At 35.8% G+C, this 21,168-nt stretch carries 16 protein-coding genes, 1 pseudogene and 1 other annotated feature; of the genes and pseudogenes, 4 read left to right on the top strand and 13 right to left on the bottom strand.

The features are described from left to right. Positions 1 to 79 precede the first annotated feature (79 nt). Positions 80 to 802: an MBL fold metallo-hydrolase gene (locus BTM29_RS06755; protein WP_076615114.1), complete on the bottom strand. Its 723-nt coding sequence runs from the start codon at positions 800 to 802 to the stop codon at positions 80 to 82. A 42-nt stretch (positions 803 to 844) separates the two neighbouring features. On the opposite strand from BTM29_RS06755, the gene BTM29_RS06750 reads away from it, so the two are divergent. Then, complete coding sequence (locus BTM29_RS06750; RefSeq protein WP_076615110.1) at positions 845 to 1,288, top strand: hypothetical protein; 444 nt, start codon at positions 845 to 847, stop codon at positions 1,286 to 1,288. Here the strand turns inward: BTM29_RS06750 and BTM29_RS06745 are convergent. Both BTM29_RS06745 and BTM29_RS06740 read right to left on the bottom strand, forming a co-directional pair. Next, a complete protein-coding gene (locus BTM29_RS06745; RefSeq protein ID WP_125673048.1) occupies positions 1,281 to 3,284 on the bottom strand; it encodes an FtsX-like permease family protein in 2,004 nt (667 codons plus the stop codon). The two genes, BTM29_RS06750 and BTM29_RS06745, sit on opposite strands and share 8 nt — an antisense overlap. Further along, positions 3,265 to 4,041: an ABC transporter ATP-binding protein gene (locus tag BTM29_RS06740; RefSeq protein ID WP_076615102.1), complete on the bottom strand. Its 777-nt coding sequence runs from the start codon at positions 4,039 to 4,041 to the stop codon at positions 3,265 to 3,267. The genes BTM29_RS06745 and BTM29_RS06740 overlap by 20 nt, the downstream gene beginning before the upstream one ends. 72 nt (positions 4,042 to 4,113) lie before the next feature. Between BTM29_RS06740 and BTM29_RS06735 the strand changes: the two genes are divergently transcribed. Beyond that, positions 4,114 to 4,788 (top strand): response regulator transcription factor, encoded by a 675-nt coding sequence (locus BTM29_RS06735; protein WP_076615098.1) that lies wholly within the window; start codon positions 4,114 to 4,116, stop codon positions 4,786 to 4,788. A gap of 11 nt (positions 4,789 to 4,799) precedes the next feature. Beyond that, positions 4,800 to 5,795, top strand: a complete 996-nt coding sequence (locus BTM29_RS06730; RefSeq protein WP_076615094.1) for a sensor histidine kinase — start codon at positions 4,800 to 4,802, stop codon at positions 5,793 to 5,795. A gap of 234 nt (positions 5,796 to 6,029) precedes the next feature. Here BTM29_RS06730 and BTM29_RS06725 read toward each other — a convergent pair whose 3' ends face one another. The 8 genes and pseudogenes from BTM29_RS06725 to brnQ all read right to left on the bottom strand — a co-directional run bounded on the left by BTM29_RS06725 (position 6,030) and on the right by brnQ (position 16,997). Continuing rightward, positions 6,030 to 8,084 carry a heavy metal translocating P-type ATPase gene (locus BTM29_RS06725; protein WP_472298002.1) on the bottom strand — a complete coding sequence of 685 codons (2,055 nt, stop codon included), beginning with the start codon at positions 8,082 to 8,084 and terminating at the stop codon, positions 6,030 to 6,032. A 23-nt stretch (positions 8,085 to 8,107) separates the two neighbouring features. Next, on the bottom strand, positions 8,108 to 8,527 hold the full coding sequence (locus tag BTM29_RS06720) for a CopY/TcrY family copper transport repressor (protein ID WP_076615091.1): 420 nt from the start codon (positions 8,525 to 8,527) through the stop codon (positions 8,108 to 8,110). Between the two features lie 131 nt (positions 8,528 to 8,658). Next, complete coding sequence (locus tag BTM29_RS06715; protein ID WP_076615087.1) at positions 8,659 to 10,017, bottom strand: ABC transporter substrate-binding protein; 1,359 nt, start codon at positions 10,015 to 10,017, stop codon at positions 8,659 to 8,661. Next, the gene (locus tag BTM29_RS06710; RefSeq protein WP_076615083.1) at positions 10,014 to 10,844 is read right to left on the bottom strand and encodes a carbohydrate ABC transporter permease; all 831 of its coding nucleotides are present in this window, start codon (positions 10,842 to 10,844) and stop codon (positions 10,014 to 10,016) included. The genes BTM29_RS06715 and BTM29_RS06710 overlap by 4 nt, the downstream gene beginning before the upstream one ends. Further along, on the bottom strand, positions 10,844 to 11,785 hold the full coding sequence (locus BTM29_RS06705; RefSeq protein ID WP_076615080.1) for a carbohydrate ABC transporter permease: 942 nt from the start codon (positions 11,783 to 11,785) through the stop codon (positions 10,844 to 10,846). Before BTM29_RS06705 ends, BTM29_RS06710 begins: the two co-directional genes overlap by 1 nt. Further along, positions 11,778 to 12,860: pseudogene (locus tag BTM29_RS06700) on the bottom strand (ABC transporter ATP-binding protein). The gene BTM29_RS06705 and the pseudogene BTM29_RS06700 overlap by 8 nt, the downstream one beginning before the upstream one ends. A gap of 159 nt (positions 12,861 to 13,019) precedes the next feature. After that, complete coding sequence (gene nrdJ / locus BTM29_RS06695; RefSeq protein ID WP_083686024.1) at positions 13,020 to 15,260, bottom strand: ribonucleoside-triphosphate reductase, adenosylcobalamin-dependent; 2,241 nt, start codon at positions 15,258 to 15,260, stop codon at positions 13,020 to 13,022. Between the two features lie 360 nt (positions 15,261 to 15,620). Further along, positions 15,621 to 16,997, bottom strand: coding sequence for a branched-chain amino acid transport system II carrier protein (gene brnQ / locus BTM29_RS06690; RefSeq protein ID WP_076615074.1), 1,377 nt, complete (start codon positions 16,995 to 16,997; stop codon positions 15,621 to 15,623). 154 nt (positions 16,998 to 17,151) lie between these two features. Further along, positions 17,152 to 17,386: a binding site (T-box leader), on the bottom strand. 255 nt (positions 17,387 to 17,641) lie between these two features. Between brnQ and BTM29_RS06685 the strand changes: the two genes are divergently transcribed. After that, positions 17,642 to 19,000, top strand: a complete 1,359-nt coding sequence (locus tag BTM29_RS06685; RefSeq protein WP_083686023.1) for an ArnT family glycosyltransferase — start codon at positions 17,642 to 17,644, stop codon at positions 18,998 to 19,000. A 152-nt stretch (positions 19,001 to 19,152) separates the two neighbouring features. Here the strand turns inward: BTM29_RS06685 and ptsP are convergent, their stop codons facing one another. Beyond that, positions 19,153 to 20,877, bottom strand: coding sequence for a phosphoenolpyruvate--protein phosphotransferase (gene ptsP / locus BTM29_RS06680; protein WP_076615070.1), 1,725 nt, complete (start codon positions 20,875 to 20,877; stop codon positions 19,153 to 19,155). After that, a complete protein-coding gene (locus BTM29_RS06675; protein ID WP_076615066.1) occupies positions 20,877 to 21,143 on the bottom strand; it encodes a phosphocarrier protein HPr in 267 nt (88 codons plus the stop codon). The genes ptsP and BTM29_RS06675 overlap by 1 nt, the downstream gene beginning before the upstream one ends. Positions 21,144 to 21,168 lie beyond the last annotated feature (25 nt).

Genomic DNA, 21,168 nt, shown 5'->3' with positions numbered 1-21,168 from the left:
ATCATAACCATAAAATAATTTATATCATTAGTTATAAGTTATGTATAGTTATAAATATACTGTTATATCAATATCTAACTTATACTTCAATTTCTAATTGCTCAAACGCATTAATAGTAGGAATTTCACCTGCGTATTTTTGTGATTGTTCTAACATAGTTGAGACATCGACAGTTTGTGGTAAATGACTGATCATTAATCTCTTAACACCAGCATCTTTAGCCAAAGTCCCTGATTCCTTGGTATTCATATGCCACTTTCTACCAGTAACATCTTCTGGGAAATTAGTATCAGTGATCAACAAATCGGCGCCTTTAGCAAAATCCACCAAACCATCGAAGTAAGTTGTGTCGGCAGTATAAACGATCTCTTTGCCGTCTTTTGTTATTCTCATCGCATAGGCTGGAACTGGGTGAATCGTTCGCATAAATTCAAACTTGAATGGTCCAATCTCAGTTGGCTCATAGTCATTATATGCGATCCCTCTAGTAGCTCCATCTTCAGTCAATTGAGCAAAATTAACAAAGTCTTGAGTGTGACCATAGATTGGAAGTGGATCTGGCATTTTGGCTGCGAGCCAATTATACTGCAAAACTCCGACATCAGCGGTATGATCGTGGTGATAATGAGATAATACTACCGCGTCCAAATCAGTTGGTTTGATGTAGTTGGATAACTCATTCAAAACACCACTACCACAATCTATCAAGATGTTAAAATCTTCATCTTGTAATAAATATCCTGATGTACCAATACCCTTATAAGGGTATCCTCCATAATAACCTAATACTGTGACTAACATAGAAAACCTCCAAAAATTTTGATTGAAAGGATTTCAGTAATTATGAACATAACATTAAAGTTAGGAACATATTCCTTTTTAAAGCCTCAACAACAATCTGCCGATACTTTATTAAAACCCTTATTTGATACTAAAACAGACCACCTTTTGATAAAAGTATTAACAAGAAATGGGCAATACCGCAATCTCACAGGAACCATTGATTCCAGAGACGAGCTGTATTTATTGACATATCTCAAGTTCAATGCTGACCAATCTGCATTATTTCGCAGCAAATTCATTGATACCGGCAAAATTGACTATAATTCGTCGGTATACCAACTACGTGAAAACTTACAAGAATATCTAATAATCAGTACCTTTGATACCGAAACAAACATGCAAGACGGCAAGAAATATATTCAACGAGAAATCGATCAAGGGATACGTTCAGATTCAAAGACCCCATTTGGATTCTTCACCAAAGATTACAAGATAATCAACTGATTCTCCGCTTAACACTTCGCCATGAGATCATATAAGTGACTATTCCAATCAGACTATATAAAACAACATAACTCAAACAGATCAATGTGAATTCTGGAACTATCGAGTCATATCCATTATTCACGATTGCTATAGCTGCATAGGATTGTAGAATTGCAAAGACAATGGGAATAACAAACGTCAATGCATTCTCACTACGAATGATTCCACGTATCTCTTGGTCACTGACACCTATCTTCTTGAGAGTCTTTAATTGTCGCCACTCGTAATCATCCCTTAGCAATATTCGAAGCGTTAGAACGCTCCCAAGAGCTATCAACAAAGCAATACTGAAGATGGCTACCATGAATATAAAGAATCCAACGATCTGATGCAAGTGTCTTTTGGCACTTTCCTGCCTAACAAATCCGGCTTGAATATAGTCATCATTAGTATAATTATCCGGATTGTATCGAGATATTTTGAAAGTAGAATTGTTCAGATCAGACTTAGCATTAACACTTATCACATAGGCATTCCGATACTTTACCAATGATCTCGCCTGCTTCTTAGTCAGTTTATCACCGTGCTTGAAGTACCAGCCATACAAAGTGTCAGTGCTAGCAGAGGACAACTTATTATAGTAGCTATCCGGTGTGACCATCAATGATCCTGGGAACATCCCACCACCATAAGGAAATGACGAACCATTCTTCCTAGTAACGATTTTGGTGGCATTCTTTACATTCCATTCAACTTTACGATCAGAAAATCCAAAAGTCTCATCATTGCCAAAACCGATCCTCATGAATTGCTTTGGGCCCAGTTCTGGATTTTGTTTACGTATCTTCTTAGGCAAGTTCATATATTCTGAATAAGACATAAATGACGCAGGACGTTGAACTAATACCCTTCTTGTCGTATCTAGCGTAGACACCAGAGTTATCTTTATCCTTGAATGATATTGGTGCGATATCTCTGTTTTACTATCATCTATTGTATTCTTAACATCTTCAACTGTATTCTTGTTAGCAGTCAACGCAAATGGATATTCAGTATGATAATTCTCATAAATCAACTTATATCCAAAGTAACATGTTGTTAATAATATCAACGCCATAGTAGACAATTCGGTCACAAACCATAGTACTGAAGTATTGCGCATCGTTCGTGACTTCAAGTATTTAAAGGAAAACAGATTCAATCCTGAATATGAGATACGTTTGACCTTTTGTAAAACGGTCAATAAAACCGGCAAAAAGCCAAAGTAGATCAAGTATGTTCCAGCAAAATAAGCAATGGCAACGTACATGCTTTCGAAAATCAAGTGATTGGAATAGCCTGAATCCGTATCTTGAACCGTTGTAAACAGTGCAATCGTCCCAATAACAGCACTAATAAAAAGTAGGATTCCAAATGTACCTGTCGGTATCCTCAGCCAAATATTTATTTTCTTAATATTTGGCTTATTTTTTTTCACTATTGAATACGTTCTAATCGCATTTATAATACTAAATACAAATATCGATGTTACAGCAATCCTCAACAAAGATAACAAGCTGTCTAAGTTTAAGTATGAAGTGAAACTTATTTTTACTCGCATCAAATACAGTAACAACATTCCAAAGAACTTCTGAAAAATAAACGCCTCGATTATACCCAAAACCCAAGCGAATACTTGAATCACAAATGTCTGCATGAATCCCAAGACAACGATAGTGGCCTTTGACATGCCGAGCTTTTCAAATGTTAAAAACTCATATCTTTGTTGCTTAATAAAAAAACCACCAACGTATGCCATATATACAAAGGCCGATGCCGCAAACACAATACTAAGCGTGAATACTATTGGCATCATTGAACTTCTCCACAGACTAATATCATGCTTGAGTATCCTATTATCGACAAGTGATATCAGTATACTGAAAATTCCAATCGCAAAACTACATGCCAGAGTATAAATCAGATAACTGTCGTGCATCTTACTAAGACTTCTTCTAACTATTTTCAGATACATTGAAATAACTTCCTCCGCCTATAGTGCGTTGCATATTGATTATTTGTTCAAAGAAATCCTCACGTTTACCAGAGTTAACAATCTCTGAGAATATGACGCCATCTTTAATAAAGATCACTCGACTACAATAACTAGCCGTGAATGCATCGTGTGTCGCCATTAATATTGTTGCATTCTCTCGTTTATTGATCAACTGCATGTAGTTCAACAAGATAGTGGCCGACTTAGAATCCAGACTTCCTGTTGGCTCATCTGCAAATAACATCTCCGGATTATTGACTAGGGCTCTAGCAGCCGAAACAATCTGTCTTTGACCAAGCGACAAGTCCTCCACATTTCGATTGCTGAGCTCTTCAATATTAAGCAGATAATTAAGATGTTTCACTCGTGCTTCAATAAATTTTTTGTTGGCATGATTAAGTGCCAATGGCAATATAATATTTTCTTTAACATTTAATGAATCTAATAATTCGAAGCTTTGATAGATAAATCCCATTTTATTGCGCCGATACTTAGCTAGCTCTCTGTCGTGTAGCTGAGTCATATCGATACCATCAATGATCACCTGACCGTGATCGGGACGCTCATTGGTCGATATTATATTAAGCAAAGTAGACTTACCGGCACCACTAGGTCCCATAATGCCAAGAAACTCACCTTTTTTGACTTCCAAACTAATATTCTTGATAGCATGAACCGCATTTAGACGCTTGCCATAGTCCTTGGCAATATTCAATACATTGATTTGCACGTTAATTTCTCCAATAATTAAGATAATATTGTTATTATAGTAGTTAGTGTCTTCATTTTAGCACGAGGAGGTTTTTACATGGTCAAAATTATGATTGTTGAAGACGATCAGTCCATTTCTACACTGATAAGCGAGAATCTTTTGAAATGGCAAATAAACACACACGTTATTGAAGACTTCAATAATGTAATGGAAGAGTTTCAAGAATACAAGCCAGACTTAGTTTTGCTTGATATTAACTTACCTGTATATGACGGTTACTATTGGAATCAAGAAATCAGAAAGGTTTCCAAAACTCCGATAATAATAATTTCATCTAGGAATTCTAATATGGATCAAATCATGGCAATGAATATGGGGGCCGATGATTTCGTCGAGAAGCCATTCTCTGTCGATATTCTAATCGCCAAAATAAATGCTCTATTACGTCGCACATATGACTTCACTAAGAATACAAGTGACGTTATCGAACACAACGGTTTGAAACTGAACTTATCTAGTGGGACTGTTGAAATTGGAACTGACAAAATTGATTTGTCTAAGAATGAGTACAAGTTATTACAAAGATTATTGCGTGATCAAGGCAAGATCGTTACTCGAGAACAATTATTGAATTTCATGTGGGACGATGAACGTTTTGTCGATGATAATACATTGACTGTTAATATAAATCGCCTACGTGGTAAAATTGAAAAATTCGGTTTGAAGAATTATATCGTAACTAAAGTGGGACAAGGCTACATCATCCCTTAAATGAGGCTAATATGTCATTTTTAAAATATTTACGTGATCATTTACTAGCACTACTAGCAATCCTTTTGGGTGTCACATTTATCGAAGCAATTTTGTTCTTAGATCCAAAGGTTAAGTTTCAAACAGGCACACTGATATATTCTTGGATAATATCTGTCATCTTTGTTTCAGTTGGTCTAATTCTGTCCTACCACCGCAAGAAAAGTTGGTATAAACTTCTCGATAACTATCAAGAAGACCTATCAAAGGAATTACACGGTGCACAAAATAAAGAACAGCGTTTTGTACAAGACAAGATAAACAACATTGTCTTGGAATATCGCAAAGAATTAACAGAACTTTATCAGAATCAGCATGATCAACAAGAATACACCGAGTCTTGGGTACACGATATTAAAGTCCCACTTGCGGCTTTGAAATTAGCACAAGATAGTGATTTGAATGAGGATCTTGTCGATGAAGAAATCGACAAAATTGACTACTTAGTAGACCAAGCATTATATTTTGCCAGATTGAATAACTTTTCCAATGATTACTTAATTCAGGAACAAGATCTGAATAATATTGTTAAAGCGTCGATTCGATCCAACAAGCGAATGTTTATCTCAAAACGTATCGGGATCAGCATCGATGTTACTGATAAAAAGATTCTTACTGATGAAAAATGGTTGAATTTCATCCTGAATCAAATCATCACTAACAGTTTAAAATATACGGATCCAGGTGGAAAGATCGATATTTTCACTTCTGATGATAACAATAGTATTAAACTTCATATTAAAGATAACGGTGTCGGGATTGCGAATAAGGATATCAGTCGAGTATTCACTAAGGGATTCACTGGAGACAATGGACGTAAGTTTGGCAGTAAATCTACTGGTATGGGTTTGTACTTAGTTAAGAAGATGGTTGATAATCTTGGACATCAGATAACTTTGAACTCTCAGGTTGGAGTTGGCACTGAAATAGTTATTACATTTTTGGATTTGCCTTATTATCAGGGTTGATTTTGTTTTTTCTATCAGCTTGCTGAAACGCGAGCTATAACACAATTTCTTTTTTCCCTAAACCTTTTTAATTCCAGAGATTTGAACTTTCCTTCTTTTTCCTTCTAACTTGCTGAAACGCGAGACATAACACAATTTCTTCCGCTTAACGCTAAAAATAGGTAGCATTCACATTCGTGAATACTACCTATTTTTTGTGTTAATGCTCGGAAATTACCCGTGTTATGGCTCGCTCTAGTGTAAGCTCATGGCATTCAATGAAACGATAACTGTAGACAATGACATGATTATTGCACCGACTGCTGGGCTTAATATGATTCCGATTCCGGCTAATACTCCGGCTGCTAATGGAATGGCTAAGATATTATATCCAGCACCCCACCATAGGTTCTCGACTGTCTTGCGATATGTCTTTGCAGATAACTTCAAGAATTTGGTGATATCGCTAGGATCTGAATTATACAAAACAACATCCGCTGAATCAATTGCTACATCGGTACCAGCACCAATGGCAACACCTATTGTGGCACTTGCTAAACTTGGTGCATCGTTGATACCATCACCGACCATCATAACGTGATGTCCTTGCAATTCAAGATTCTTGATAACTGTATGCTTGTCTTCTGGAAGAAGTTCAGCTTTGAATTCATCAATACCAAGTTGATTTGCGAAGGCTTTTGCGGCTTCTTTGTTATCACCAGTCAACATGATAGGTGTAATATTTCTAGCTTTTAAATCTTTGATGAATTGTACAGAATTGGCTTTGACTGTATCACCCAAAGCAATGAATCCGACAACTTTGCCATCAATGACCAAATAACTAACAGTATTACCTTTGTCCAAATACTCTTTTGTAGCTGTTCTATCAAATGATAACTTGTTCTCTTGTAGATACTTCATATTTACTAACAAATACTTATGAGCATCCTTTGTGGCACTCATACCGTATCCTTTAATAGCTTGAATATTCTCAAGTTTTGTAGCTTCGATTTTTTGTTCTTTAGCGTATGCAACAACACTATTAGCGATTGGATGACTAGAACCACTTTCGATTCCGGCAATCACTGATAAGACATCTTTTTCGTTGGCATCTGATACAACTTTCAAACCATTAACTGTGAATTTACCTTCTGTCAATGTACCTGTTTTATCCATTGCAACATAATCGATCTTACGACTATTCTCCATTGCTTGGTTATCACGAATGATCAAACCATTTGTTGCAGCAATCGAGGTACTACGTGACATTACTAGTGGAACTGCCAATCCTAATGCGTGTGGACATGCGATAACTAGAACTGTAACTAAACGTAATAACGCAAGGTTCACATTACCAAATACTAACCAATATACAAATGCTAACAAACCGGCTGTAACTGCGGCATAGAATAACCAACCAGATACTTTATCAGCCAACATTTGTGTCTTAGACTTATTATTTTGTGCATCTGAAACTAACTTACTGATTTGTGATAGGTAACCTTCATTTGAAGTCTTTGTAACTTTAACTCTAATTGTACCTTCACCATTGATTGAACCACCAACAACATTTTTACCAAGGCCTTTTTTAACTGCCTTTGATTCACCAGTAATAAGTGATTCATTAATATAACTTTCACCACTAATGATTTCACCATCAAGTGGAATTGATTCTCCGGCACGAACTTCTACTACATCATTTGATTTGACCATCGAAATATCATTATCGGTTGTTTCTGAACCATTAACCATATGTACTTGATTAGGAACTAGTGAAGCAATCTTTTGAAGTGCGTTACCAGCACTCATCGTAGATTTCATTTCGATCCAATGTCCAAGTAACATAATTACAATCAATGAAGCTAATTCCCAGAAGAAATTAGTAATATTTTTTCCACTATGTAAAATATCAGTCATTACAAAAGCATATAAACTATAGAAATATGCAACACTGATACCCATGGTGATCAAGGTCATCATAGCTGGTTGTTTTGCTTTTAACTCACCTTTCGCACCAGTTATGAATGGTTTACCACCATAGAAAAATAGAACTGAACTCAATACCATTATGATCCAAGTAGATCCCGGGAATTGCGGTACTATATTGAACCCCATGAATGGTGAGAAAATGAAGACTGGAATTGCAAGAATTAATGAAACCCAAAACTTCTTACGTAAATCTCCCATATCCATCATAACGCCACCATGATTCATCATCATATGGCCGCTATTCATCATTTTGTCCATATCCATACTTTCACTATCCATACTACTCATATTTTGCGTTTTATCATTTTTCATATTTTGCATTTTTTCGTTTTTCATATTGTTCATCATAATGACTCCTCCAAACAATCGCACTTTACTTGCTCAGGCGCATTTCTTTTTTTGTTCTCCAATTTCTCAATCAATCCTTGAATCTCGTTTTTAGAAATATCAGAGCTACCGATCAAATCCCCTATTGCTTCGCCTTTTTTCATACAACAGAGGTTATCAAATAAGTTATTAACGGTTTGATCTATCGCATCATCTTCTGAAATTTCGGGATGATATACATATGGTCTGCTTGATACATCTGCCTTCAAAAACTCTTTTTCGTGCAATCTAACAATCAAAGTTTTGATTGTAGCTTGTTTCCAATCAGTTTTCTTTTCTAGTACATCTATAACTTGCTTACTTGTTGATTCACCAAGTGTCCAGATGATTCTCATCACCTGCCATTCAGCTTTTGTCATATTTTCAATTTCATTCATTTTTTTATTATGTCCTTATCGTTTACATCTGTAATCCTTTACTACAATTCATAGTTTACAACTGTAATCGAAAATTGTAAAGAAAAAGCACACTTAATTAAGAATAAAATTGAGTGTGCTCTTACAAATACTTATTTATAGCCGTTTGCGCGGTTTGATGTAGCAATATTCTGATTGATATTCTTGTCAGCGTGCGCCAATGCTTTCTTAATATCTCCACCATTATATGATTGTTCCATAGCTACTTCTTCCAGTTGACGTGTAACTTGCATCCCCTCGAGAAGAATACCTGAATTGACATAGTTAGGTTTTGCATCAGCTAATTGTTGTCCAGGAACTTTAGCCTCAGGATTCTTGGCATAAAGATCTTTCAAAACTTTTTCCTTTTGAGAATCTTTATTCAATGCCAAGTACCCTGTTGATTTTTGCCATTGTGCTTGAACTGCTGGACTAAGTGCATATTTAGAAAATTCGTATGCACCTTGTTGAACAGCCTTTGATTTATCATTTGAAATCCAAAGTGCTGCACCACCTATAGAAACACCGTTGGCCTTTTGATTATCAGGATGTGGGAAGTATGTTATACCAAGTTTATTTGGATTATCCTTCGTCAATTGGCCCATGCTTGCTGAAGATTGGATAAACATACCAACTTTACCAGATAAGAATCCAGCAGTTTGGTTGGCACCAGCACTAGCACCAGAACCGTAGTTTATGAAATCTCCAGATTTGATGTTTTCACGGATCCATTCCATAAACTTAACAGTTGAACCATTATTTAACTTAACTTCAGTTGGGATACCTGTATGTCCATTATTGTTATTAGCAAGAGTTTGACCTGAATTTGTCGTAGCCTGCTCCAATAACCAACCATATATTTGTACGGTCAATCCTTTAGTTTTGTGGTCTGATCGTTCATATAATTGTTTAGCCACACGTGTAATGTCTGAATATGTTGGTGATACAGGTGGTGGTGTAATATTATACTTCTTCAATAATGAAGCGTTGTAATAAAGAACCGGTTGTGAAGTATTGAACGGCATAGCTTGTTGCTTACCGCCGTTAGAATAAAAAGATCTTGCGGCAGGAGCAATCTTCTCAATATCAAAGTCCTTATCTTTATCGATAAAGTTTTGTACGGGAGTTGTAAATTTACTGTGAATCATCTGTGCTGTGGCAATATCAAATGCTTGAAAAATTGCTGGTGAAGTATTTGTACCATGAGTTTGAAGAATCTTTTGGATTGCTTCATCATATGTACCTTGGTATTTAGGGATGACTTTATACTTCGTTTGAGATTTATTAAATCCATTTACCACTTCTTCAAGTGCATCTTCTGACGGTCCACCCATCTCATGCCAGAATACAATCGGGATTCGGTCTGACGATGATGACGACTTAACTGGCCTATTAGTAGTAAATATTCCCAATACTATTGCCGCTATTATAAGAGTTACGGAAATTAAAAACTTATTTAGTTTCTTGCTCATTTTACAGCGCCCTCATTCATACCAGATTTGAAATAATGTTGACCAATAAACAAGACAATAATCGTTGGGATAACGATTATTGCAGCACTAGCTTGAATCATTCCCCAATCATTAAATGTCTCTTCTGATTGTAATTGACGTAGTCCATTTTGAATCAGTCGAGAGTTGTTACTAAACGTTGTCAACATTGGCCAAAGATATTGATTCCATGCACCTAAGAAACTATAGGCACCCAGCGTAATTAAACTGATTTTGTTATATGGAAGTACGATGCTCCAATAGAATTGGAAATGATTCAACCCTTCAATATCAGAAGCTTCTTTTAATTCTGCAGGTGTCTGCATGAATGCTTGGCGAAGCATAAATGTACCAAAAGCTGATGTTAAAAAAGGAATTAGTAACACTGAATAATTATCTAGCATTCCTAAATTCTTAACAGTTGTAAAGTTGGGAATAATCTCTGCTTCAAACGGAAGCATCATCGTTATAAGGAACAAAACGAAGATTGCATTACGGTATTTGAACTTCAAGAAAACAAAAGCATAAGCACTCATAGAACAAAAGATTAATTGTGCAATCATTGTTAATGTTGAAATAACCAAACTGTTGCCTAAATATCTAATGATTGGTGTCTTCGTTAGTGCAGCTGCATAGTTGTCAAATGAAATCTTAGTACTGAAGAAGTTACCTTGTGCAATATCCATTGTTGGTAAAAAGCTGGTCCAAATCCCAATAAAGAATGGTGCCAAAATGATTATTGCCAAAACAATCAATAACAAATAACTGAAGAATTTATTCAAACGATTCGGTTTATTAGAGGTCATCATTAATAATTCACTCTCTTTTCTAAGAATTTGAATTGTAGAAATGTGAAGAAAGCAATAATAATGGTTAAAATAATGGCCTCTGAACTAGCTTGACCATAGTTACCACTGTAAAAGGCATCCTTATAAATTCTATAAACCAGCATATTAGTTGAATTAGTTGGTCCACCTTTGGTGATCAAGTCAATCAATCCAAAACTCTTAAATGAATCAATCAATGTAATTGTTGATACAAAGAACAAAGTTGGCGAGATCATAGGAATCGTGATCTTAAAGAATTGACGACGATTGCTTGCCCCTTCAACACTTGCGGCTTCATATAGTGTGGTTGGAACTGATGATATAGAACCCAATAAAATCAAGAAAGTAAAACCTAGATTCATCCAAACAGTTGTAATAATAACTGCCCACATGGCCATTTTTGGATCTGTTAACCAATTCATCACTGGCAAATGTAAGTAGTTACTAATAATCGCAAAGAATCCTGTTGAAGGATTAAAAATGAACAACCAGAAAATCGCCGCTACTGAGACGGAGACTCCCATTGTGATTGAATATAGAGTTCTAAAAACACCTATTCCAGCTAGCTTCTGACTAGCTAAGTTGGCTAATAATAATCCAATGGAAACAGTAAGAACCGTTACAGATAATACATAAATCAACGTTGATATCATGCTGGTTATATATTCTGGTGAACTTAATAGTTGCGTATAGTTATTAAACCCATTAAATACCGTTGTTTTACCTAACGTGTTGGTCAGAAACATACTGATATATAATGTCTTAAGCATTGGATAGAAAACAAATACACTCAAGATTAATAGTGATGGTCCTAAAAATAATAGAGCATAGTACTTATCTTTGGCATTTAAAGAAAAAGAGTAATGCTTTTTCTTTGTCTTTGTCTTAATTTCTTCTATTTCAGGAGTTGTAGTTTTAAGCATTACCTAATTCCTCCATGTCAAAAGGTATTCTTTTGTGATTCTCATCAAATAAGAAAATATCACCACTAGAAGTAATCTTCACTTTCTCATATGGTGCAAATACAGACTTGCCGGGAATGAGAACACGCACTTCCCTTCCACTGTTCATGGTTACATAAATAATTGTTTCGTCACCCAAAAACTCAGAATTATTAACAGTGGCATTCGCATTTAATTCATCACTAGTTCTGATCTGCAATTCTCCTGGTCTAATACCTACATTAACTTCATCCTTAGAGATTTTTTTGTTGGTTTTAATTGTAAAATCTCCTTCAATATTCAGTGTGTTATCATCAATACGTTTAGCTGGAAGAAGATTGATCAATGGTGTTCCGAAGAAATTAGCCACAAACTCATTTGCAGGTTGTTGATAAATCTCTGTAGGAGTACCAATTTGTTGTACCTCATGATCGTTCAATACCATAATATGATCAGCCATTGTCATTGCTTCGACTTGATCATGAGTAACATAGATAAGTGTGATGCCCAATTTTCTTTATAGTTGATAAATTTCTTGGCGCATCTTTATACGTAACTGGGCATCTAAGTTTGATAAGGGTTCATCCATCAAGCAGATCTTAGCATCGCTAGCAACAGCACGTGCCAATGCTACACGCTGCCTTTGTCCACCTGATAGTTCACGTGGCTTACGATCTTTTAATTCACTCAAATTAACCATGTCTAACGCATCATTAACTCGTTGATGTACTTCAGCTTGGTCAATATTTCTTGCCTTTAATCCAAAAGAAACATTGTCCCAAACATTTAAAAATGGGAATAGTGCGTAGCTTTGAAATACCATTGTCAGTTTACGGTCTTTAGGCTGCAAGTCATTTACAACTTTCCCATCAATACTGATCTCACCATCAGATATAGAAGTTAAGCCTGCAATCATGCGTAATAAAGTACTCTTACCACAGCCTGAAGGTCCAACAATTACGAAGAATTCACCTGTTTCAATTTCAGCAGAGACATTCTTTAGAATGTTTTCTTTTTCACTGTACTGTTTTGATACCTGATTCAAAATTGTAGACATTTCGTCACCCCATATATGTTTTTCAATACAACTTATTATGCAATATATATGTATATTTCCTTTTTATTTATTGTAAATTTTATGTAAATTTTCATTCAAACTAGTTTTTTCAAAAAAAATAAGCCAGCATTTACTTTCGTAAACACTGGCTTATTTAAATTATCTAATTGGACAAGCTCCACTTTCACAGTCGGATTGATCAACTAATTCGATATCCTTCTTATCGTGGTTATCATTCATATCAGCAAAAACAGTTGCAACATTTCCACTGATCATTGAAACACGCTTAGAATAAACATCCTTATCAATTGGTTCCTTAGGTGCTTGTTTGAACTCTCCACCACTATAAGGTAGTAGTGAAGTTGATTTTGTAATATGTCTATATTGATACATTAATGGTGCGATTTCCTTAGCTTCACTAGGTTGGAAAGTAACGGTACAACTTACCGCATTATCAGACCAATATGTTTGTAGGAATGCTTGTGTAGCGAACTGTTCAGCAATTGATACATTACCGGCAGACGCAAAGTTAGGATTATCTGCATTAACGGCTTTAACTGGGAATTCTACACACATTGTATGCTTTGTATAAACATCTGGTTCAATTTTATATCCACATGCCTTCAAAGCTGGAAGCAATGGGTCACTATCTTGGAATCTGATTCTTTGAATCAAATATCCAGCATAATGGAAGTGCATCCCTTCAGAAACTCCAGCCAACTTAGCAACAGTACCAGATGGTTTAACTGTTGTATGTTTGATTGAAACATTGCAATTCAACTCGTGTGAATAATCAACGTCAGCCTTAACAACTGAATGATACAAATCATCGAACTCTTTAACTATCTTCTTATCATAAACTGGTTTTTTAACAACTTCGCCAGACTCATCTTTAGTGTCAGTGAATCCTGTAACAACACGATTACCAAATGTGTTCAAGATCCAGTCTTGAATACCAGACATTGAAACACCAATACGACGATTCTTGGCAATAGCATTACGAGATACTTCCCAATCGTAATTACTGAATGTAACACGTTTAGTATATCTTGCAGCCAAGCTGAATGCTTCTTCTAGATTCCAGCCTTGTTGTTCTGCAATAACTGGGAATACTTCAAACAAATTACATGGTTCACCATTGCTCAATGAGATTTCCCCACATGGATTAGTACCTTCAACGGCATCATCAATTCCTGGTTGATATCCATCAGCAATACGACCGTAGTTACGTGATAATTCAAGATTAACGATCCCTGGTTCACCATTATGTGTAATTGAATCAGCGATTGGTTCGTACTTTGTAAACTTAGAATCAACAGCAACACTGTTGTTAGAAGCCCAACGGTGATGATAAAGTTTCTTTTGATCTTGTTTCATTGTAATAAAGTCATCATCAGTTGCTCCACCAAGTGCCAGCTCAGCTGAACGACGAACGTTTCCGGCAACGACTGTTTTACCGATCAAATTACCCATATCAGTACAATCAACTGATGTTAACTTCTTACCTAAAGCATTATTTAAAACTTCATTGATATCAAAGAACATCTCAATTAATGGAACAGGACCAGATGCAGTACCACCAAATCCCTTGATCTTTGCACCATTTGGTCTGATGTCAGTAATATCCAAGACAACATCATTGATCTTTTCAGGATTAGTTGATGCAAAGTGAGCATCGATCATTTCAGCATTACCAATTACCCAACCTTCACGAGTATCTGGAAGCTTGTAAAAACGTGCTTTACTAGCGTCATGATCCTTTAACCAGTCTTCACGATCAATTGCCCCAGCTTCAATAGAATCATCATAAGATGCGCTATCCTTGCTGATTAGAACAGTTAAGTCAACACTTTGATCAACGACAGGCATTTGTTTCATATTGTCAGGAACAACAGAGAAACCAACACCGCCACCTTTCATTAATTGATCAAACATGAATGAGAAAGGCATTGATACAGCGACTTGATCTTCATCCAAATAACTAGGAAGAATATGACTATCACCATACTTTTGTGGCCTGATGGCAATGAACCAACAGTTGTTCAAAGCATCCCCATTACGGTCTTGATACTTTGTACCAGAGATCCAAAGGTTTCTACCTGAAGGAGTAGCTGCTAATCCATAAACCAACTTGTATAGATTATGAGCTTCATCAACTAGACTTTGATATTGCTCTTCAGTCAATGAATCATCTCTCAAACGAGGGTCAAGATTAATATTACCCTCAACAACACGCTTAACAGTTTCTGACCAGTTTTCAGTACGTCCTAATTCATCAATAAAACGTGCATAAGTACGCTTATAAGTAACCCATCCGAGTTCTCCCCAGTGTGGTTTAACACTCTTCTTTACTTCATCTATAAATTCATCATCTAATGTGATTTTTTTCAATAAGTTCATCATTATGTATCACTCCAATTAATTTGTTACAACACAATATATGGTATCTCATATCAAGAGATATAACAAGATATTGTATTTGACCAACAAATTAGTGAACCTGTTTTTCAGAGTCTTAAGTGCCGTTATTCTCGGCATTTTTAAATATTGATTTACCAAATAATTTTTTTTGGAATTAAATTTTGATTCAACTTAATTCAATTTGTTTTTTTTAAATCCGCAATTACCATTCTAATATGCTTATCGCTTGATAAGCAATGATTATTTTAATTATACATTCCAGACAAATTTCAAGTACTTGACACGAAATTTTCTCATTAAAAAAGACGAAATCTACTTGACTTCGTCTCCTCAAATTTGTTACTCAGTTTTTAATTTTGAACGTTTAATGCTGGGTTGAACATAATGAATGATCAACCCTGCTAATAATCCAATCAAGGCTGGCAACAACCAATCCATCCCGTATTTGGCAAATGGCAGATACATTTGATCCCATTTCAAGATCTGTTGTGCAAATCCTTGTTCTGAAATAATTGCTGGTACAGAATTCAATGCATCTATCAAAGCTGGAATGATCGTGAAAATGGTTGTTAGTCGATATACTATCGGATCACGGTTGAACAATGGTGATGCAATTGACAAGATGATCAATGTAATAGCTAATGGATACAAGAACATTAACATTGGAGTCGACCAAGCAATGATCTGTTCTAGACCTATATTAGCAATTAGAAATGAGGCAATACATGAGATCATGTCCCAAGACTTATATGAGATCTTAGGGAACTTTTCATGAAGTGCTTCTGCAAATGACGTAAGCAAACCAACTGCAGTTGTTAAACAAGTTAAAGTTGCCATTACGGCTAGGATTATCTCACCAGGTAGTCCCATAAAATGATTGGCAATTTGGGAAAAGGCAATCCCTCCATCGGCTGAAATCTTAAAATGTGTCAATGAAGTTGCCCCGATCCAGATGAGAACTAAGTAGATGAATGCTTCCAGCGCAATACTCAACAAACTCGACTTAGCAGCAGTTTTAGCAATTGAACTTGGTTTATTTTGGCCAAAACTACGAATCGATGTAACAACAACGATACCAAACAACAAAGCTGCTAAAGCATCCATCGTGTTGTACCCTTGCAAAAATCCGTTCAATAAAGCTCCATTCTGATAATCACTAGTAATATGTGCACTAGAGGCAGAACCCATTGGATTAGTGAAGGCAATCCCAAAAATAATAGCTAGAAGAATCAAAAATGCTGGATTTAGAATTTTACCAATTGCATCAACAATCCCTGTTGGTTTACGAGAGAAAAATCCTGCAAGTAAAAAGAAAATCAATGAATATCCTAGTAAATACCATGGTTCCTGACTAGCACTAATATGTGTAGCGATACTGATTTGAAATGGTGTTGTGGCCGTTCTTGGAGTCGCAAACAAAGGTCCTAAAGTGGCACATGTCAAGATCATGAAAAACGATGCATAGCGATGACCAATTGGCTTCGCCAAATCATAGATTCCTGTGGAACGTGTAATACTGATAGCAATAATTCCTAATAAGGGTAATAATGTTCCAGTTAACAAGAATCCCAAGCCAGCTGTTAACCAATGTCCACCAGCCAACTGTCCTAGATGAATTGGGAAGATCAAGTTGCCGGCACCGAAGAACATCCCAAACAACATGGATCCAATAATAATATAATGTTTAAAAGTTAATTTTTTATCTGTCTTTTCCATAAGTGAACTCTTCTTTCAATTGAATGTATTAGTTTCTGCAAATCATATTTTCTATACACTCGAACAAGTCCGCCATTACTATTATTCAAATCATTCATATGATCCGCCTCCATTAAAATGAAAAAAAGCGCCCTTTGAAAATCAATTAAGATTTTCAAAGGACGCTTATGCGCGGTACCACCCTTGCTTTATGATGCCCTCACAGACAACATCTTTTCACGTACAAATAATACGCTAGCACAATAATGGGTGCACCCATGCAACACTTGCTTTCGCTCGCATTGTAAGCTCCGTGGCTACTTTCATCAAACGACAAATACCATTTCTCAATTAACATGGCTTCCTGTGATTCGTACAGCTCAATTACTTCTCCACTTACTTGCTTTTAAATTCATTTATTTTTAATGTAATTAGAATATTCTAATCTGGCACACTTGTCAATGCTTTTTAATAGATTAAACCGAACAATTTATATTTTATGATAAAATATAAACGTAATTAAGGAGGGAAGAATCATTTGATCCACTGAAAAAACAAACTTGGGGAATTACAAAGGGGAAAAAATCATCTATAAATTTCAAAGCATCTTAAGCAAAATAATACTAATATGTGTCGCAATATTCACCAGTTTAGTATTCCTACTAATGCTGACATTTTACTATCATAACTTCTTATCTCAAAACGTATCACGAAACATACCTGTTCTTATAATATTCTTTGCAATTATTCTATTAGTTGGATATTTACTGGTAAGAATCAGAACTGACAGTAAAAAGATAAATATAGGCCTACTGATCGTCATGTTACTGGCGTTTAGTATCACTGCACTGGTGTGGATATTAAACGTACCAAACGCGCAAATAAGTGACTTCGGGAACTTCTGGACTCGTGCACCAGGTTTCTTAGATGGATACAAACTCTACGAAACTGACAATGACTATTTTTCTAAATACGCATATCAATCAGGATTCATGGTCTACATTATAGGTATCGTCAAAGTGTTTGGCTTTAATATTTTTGTCGTTCAATTCTTAAACGTTGTTTATCAAGCCCTAACTTTACTCATGACTTATTTACTAGCCAACAAAATTTTTAATAATATAAAAATTGCTCGTCTATCGGTTTTACTTTTAATGGTAGATATCGACTGGTTTGCTCTTAATAGTCAAGCTGATAATCAATACTTAGGTTCTTTACTATACTTAGTAACATTCTACCTACTATTTAACGATAAACTCTGGAGTTATGTTCTAGCTGGTGTTTCACTAACATTGGCTTGTTTGATACGTCCTATTGGTCCGGTTTTCATTGCTGGTATCATAGTGTTCGTATTGATTTTCATTTTAATGAAACATCGTGATTATAAGACTGGATTGAGCTTCTTGCTTACATTAGCCATTTACTTTGTCCTATTCAGTCTTTCTGGTTGGGGAATAAAGGCTGCAGGTATCAATGACTATGGATTATCCAATAACGATCCACAATGGAAATTCTTAAGTGGCTTGAATTATCAATCTGGTGGAACTTATTCTAATGACCTTAATAAATTCATAGATGCCAGTAAATCACGCTCTCATATGAAAAAAATAGAAAATACTCAGTTAAAAAGTGAAATAACGTATCTAAATGAAAATAATGCTTGGTTAAAATTGTTTATTAACAAGACACAGACATTATGGTCATCAAGAACTCTAGCAACTGACTTTACTGACTATGCTAAGAAACATTCACCAAAAACAGTGGATTGGATCAATTACATTGCCTACATGGGGTCAATTGTTCTAATAGTATTCTCATGGATTGGATCCTTAGCATTATTCAAATCAAAATTTGATGATAAATTCTATCTGTTGTTACTTCCGTTAATGGCATTTGCAGTAATAAACCTGATTATCGAGGTTCAACCTAGATATCGGATAGAATTCCTACCAATAATCTCAATTCTTGCTGGATTAGGATTAAACAATGTATTTTTAGCAATTAAAAATATTAAAAAAGCATAATTTATTCTCTACTCAATTTTATAGCGAAAACGCGTGAAAACACACAATTTCTTCCGCTTAACAAAAATAGTTTCGGTATTCACTTTCGTGAATGCCGAAACTATTTGCGTTAATGCTCGGAAATTACCCGTGCATTTTCACACTCTGGTTTATTACTTATTGATATATGATTCAACAAGTTTTTCGTTATCTTCATTAGTAACTGATTCGCTAACTGCTTTTTCAGCTAATTCTTTAAGATCAGCTGTACTCAACTTCTTCATCAAACTTCTTACACGAAGTACTGATGTAGCACTCATTGAGTATTCATCTAGACCCATACCTAATAGTAATGGGACCATGATGTTATCACCGGCAGCTTCTCCACACATACCTGCCCACTTGCCTTCTTTATGAGCTGAGTCAATAACGTGCTTAACTAGTCTCAAGATTGAAGGGTTATATGGTTGATATAGGTAAGAAACATGTTCATTACCACGATCAGCAGCCATTGTGTATTGAATCAAGTCATTTGTACCAATACTAAAGAAGTCAACTTCCTTAGCAAATTGATCAGCCAAAATAGCTGCGGCTGGAACTTCCATCATCATTCCTAATTGAATGTTGTCAGAAACCTCTACACCTTTTGCAACTAACTTAGACTTCTCTTCTTCAAAAATCTTCTTAGCGTCTCTGAATTCTTGCAATGTACCGATCATTGGGAACATGATACGTAATTGTCCGAATGCAGATGCACGAAGCAATGCTCTAAGTTGTGTTCTGAAGATTTCTTGTCTATCCAAACTGATACGGATAGCACGGTAACCCAAGAATGGGTTCATTTCTTCTGGAAGTGGTAGATATGACAAGTGCTTGTCACCACCGATATCCATTGTACGAACAACAACAGCCTTGCCATTCATACCTTCAAGAACTTTTTTATATGCATTGAATTGGTCATCTTCTGTAGGAAGTTCCTCAGATTGCATATACAAGAATTCTGTACGGTAAAGTCCGACACCTTCGGCACCATTATCAATAACACCTTGAAGGTCATCAGGAGTACCAATATTAGCAGCAATATCAAAATGCTTGCCATCAGCAGTAACTGTGGCTTCATTCTTCAACTTCTCCCACTCTGCTTTTTGATCAGCAAAGTCTTTAGCTAACTTAGCATATTTCTTGATATCGTCATCAGTTGGGTCTACGATAGCTGCACCGTTTAATCCATCAAGGATAACAGTTTGGCCTTCTTTGACGTCTCCTGTAATTGAGTCAGTACCAACAACAGCAGGCAATTCCAATGAACGAGCCATAATGGCTGAGTGAGCAGTACGTCCACCGATATCTGTAACAAATCCTTTAACATACTTTTTGTTCAATTGAGCAGTATCACTAGGTGTTAAATCATGAGCAACAATGATTACTTCATGATCGATCAATGAAGGGTTTGGTAATTCAACTCCAAGAAGATGTGCCATTACACGTTTTGTAACATCGCGTACATCGGCAGCACGTTCTTGCATATATGGATTATCAGTCATACCTTCAAAAATTGCGATAAAGTTCTTAGATACATCATCAAGTGCTTGTTCAGCATTAACTGATTTATCTGAAACTTCTTGTTCAACTGCGCCAGTAAATTCTGGATCAGCCAAAATCATCTTATGAGCATCAAAGACTTGAGCTTCATCTTCACCTAAAGACTCTTTAGCAACATCTCTGATCTTTGTAAGTTCTGAATCTGATGTGGCGATTGCGTCTTTTAAACGGCTAATTTCGGCTTCAGTGTCAGAAATGCTTTTTTTATCGAAAGACAGATCTGGTTGAACCAAAAGGTATGCTTCTGCAGTAGCAATTCCATCACTAGCTGCAATCCCTTTGATAGTTTTAACCATTATTCAGCAAGTCCTTCCTTTGTCATTGTATCTGTAATAGCAGCGATAGAATCAGCAGCGTCATCACCGTCGGCAGTAATTGTAACGTCAGCACCTTGGCCAACACCAAGTGACATAACACCCATGATTGATTTAAGGTTTACTGATTTACCATTGAATTCAATGTTGATATCTGAAGTAAACTTGCTAGCAGCTTGTACTAACATAGTAGCTGGACGTGCGTGGATTCCTGTTTCTGCAATAATGTGAAAATCTTTCTTTTCCATAATAAATACCTCACCATATTTTTAA

It is taken from the genome of Companilactobacillus allii (genome assembly GCF_001971585.1).
Classification (GTDB): Bacteria; Bacillota; Bacilli; order Lactobacillales; family Lactobacillaceae; genus Companilactobacillus; species Companilactobacillus allii.
Note: the sequence above shows the minus strand (reverse complement) of the source record. Positions and strands in the feature narration are given on the sequence as shown.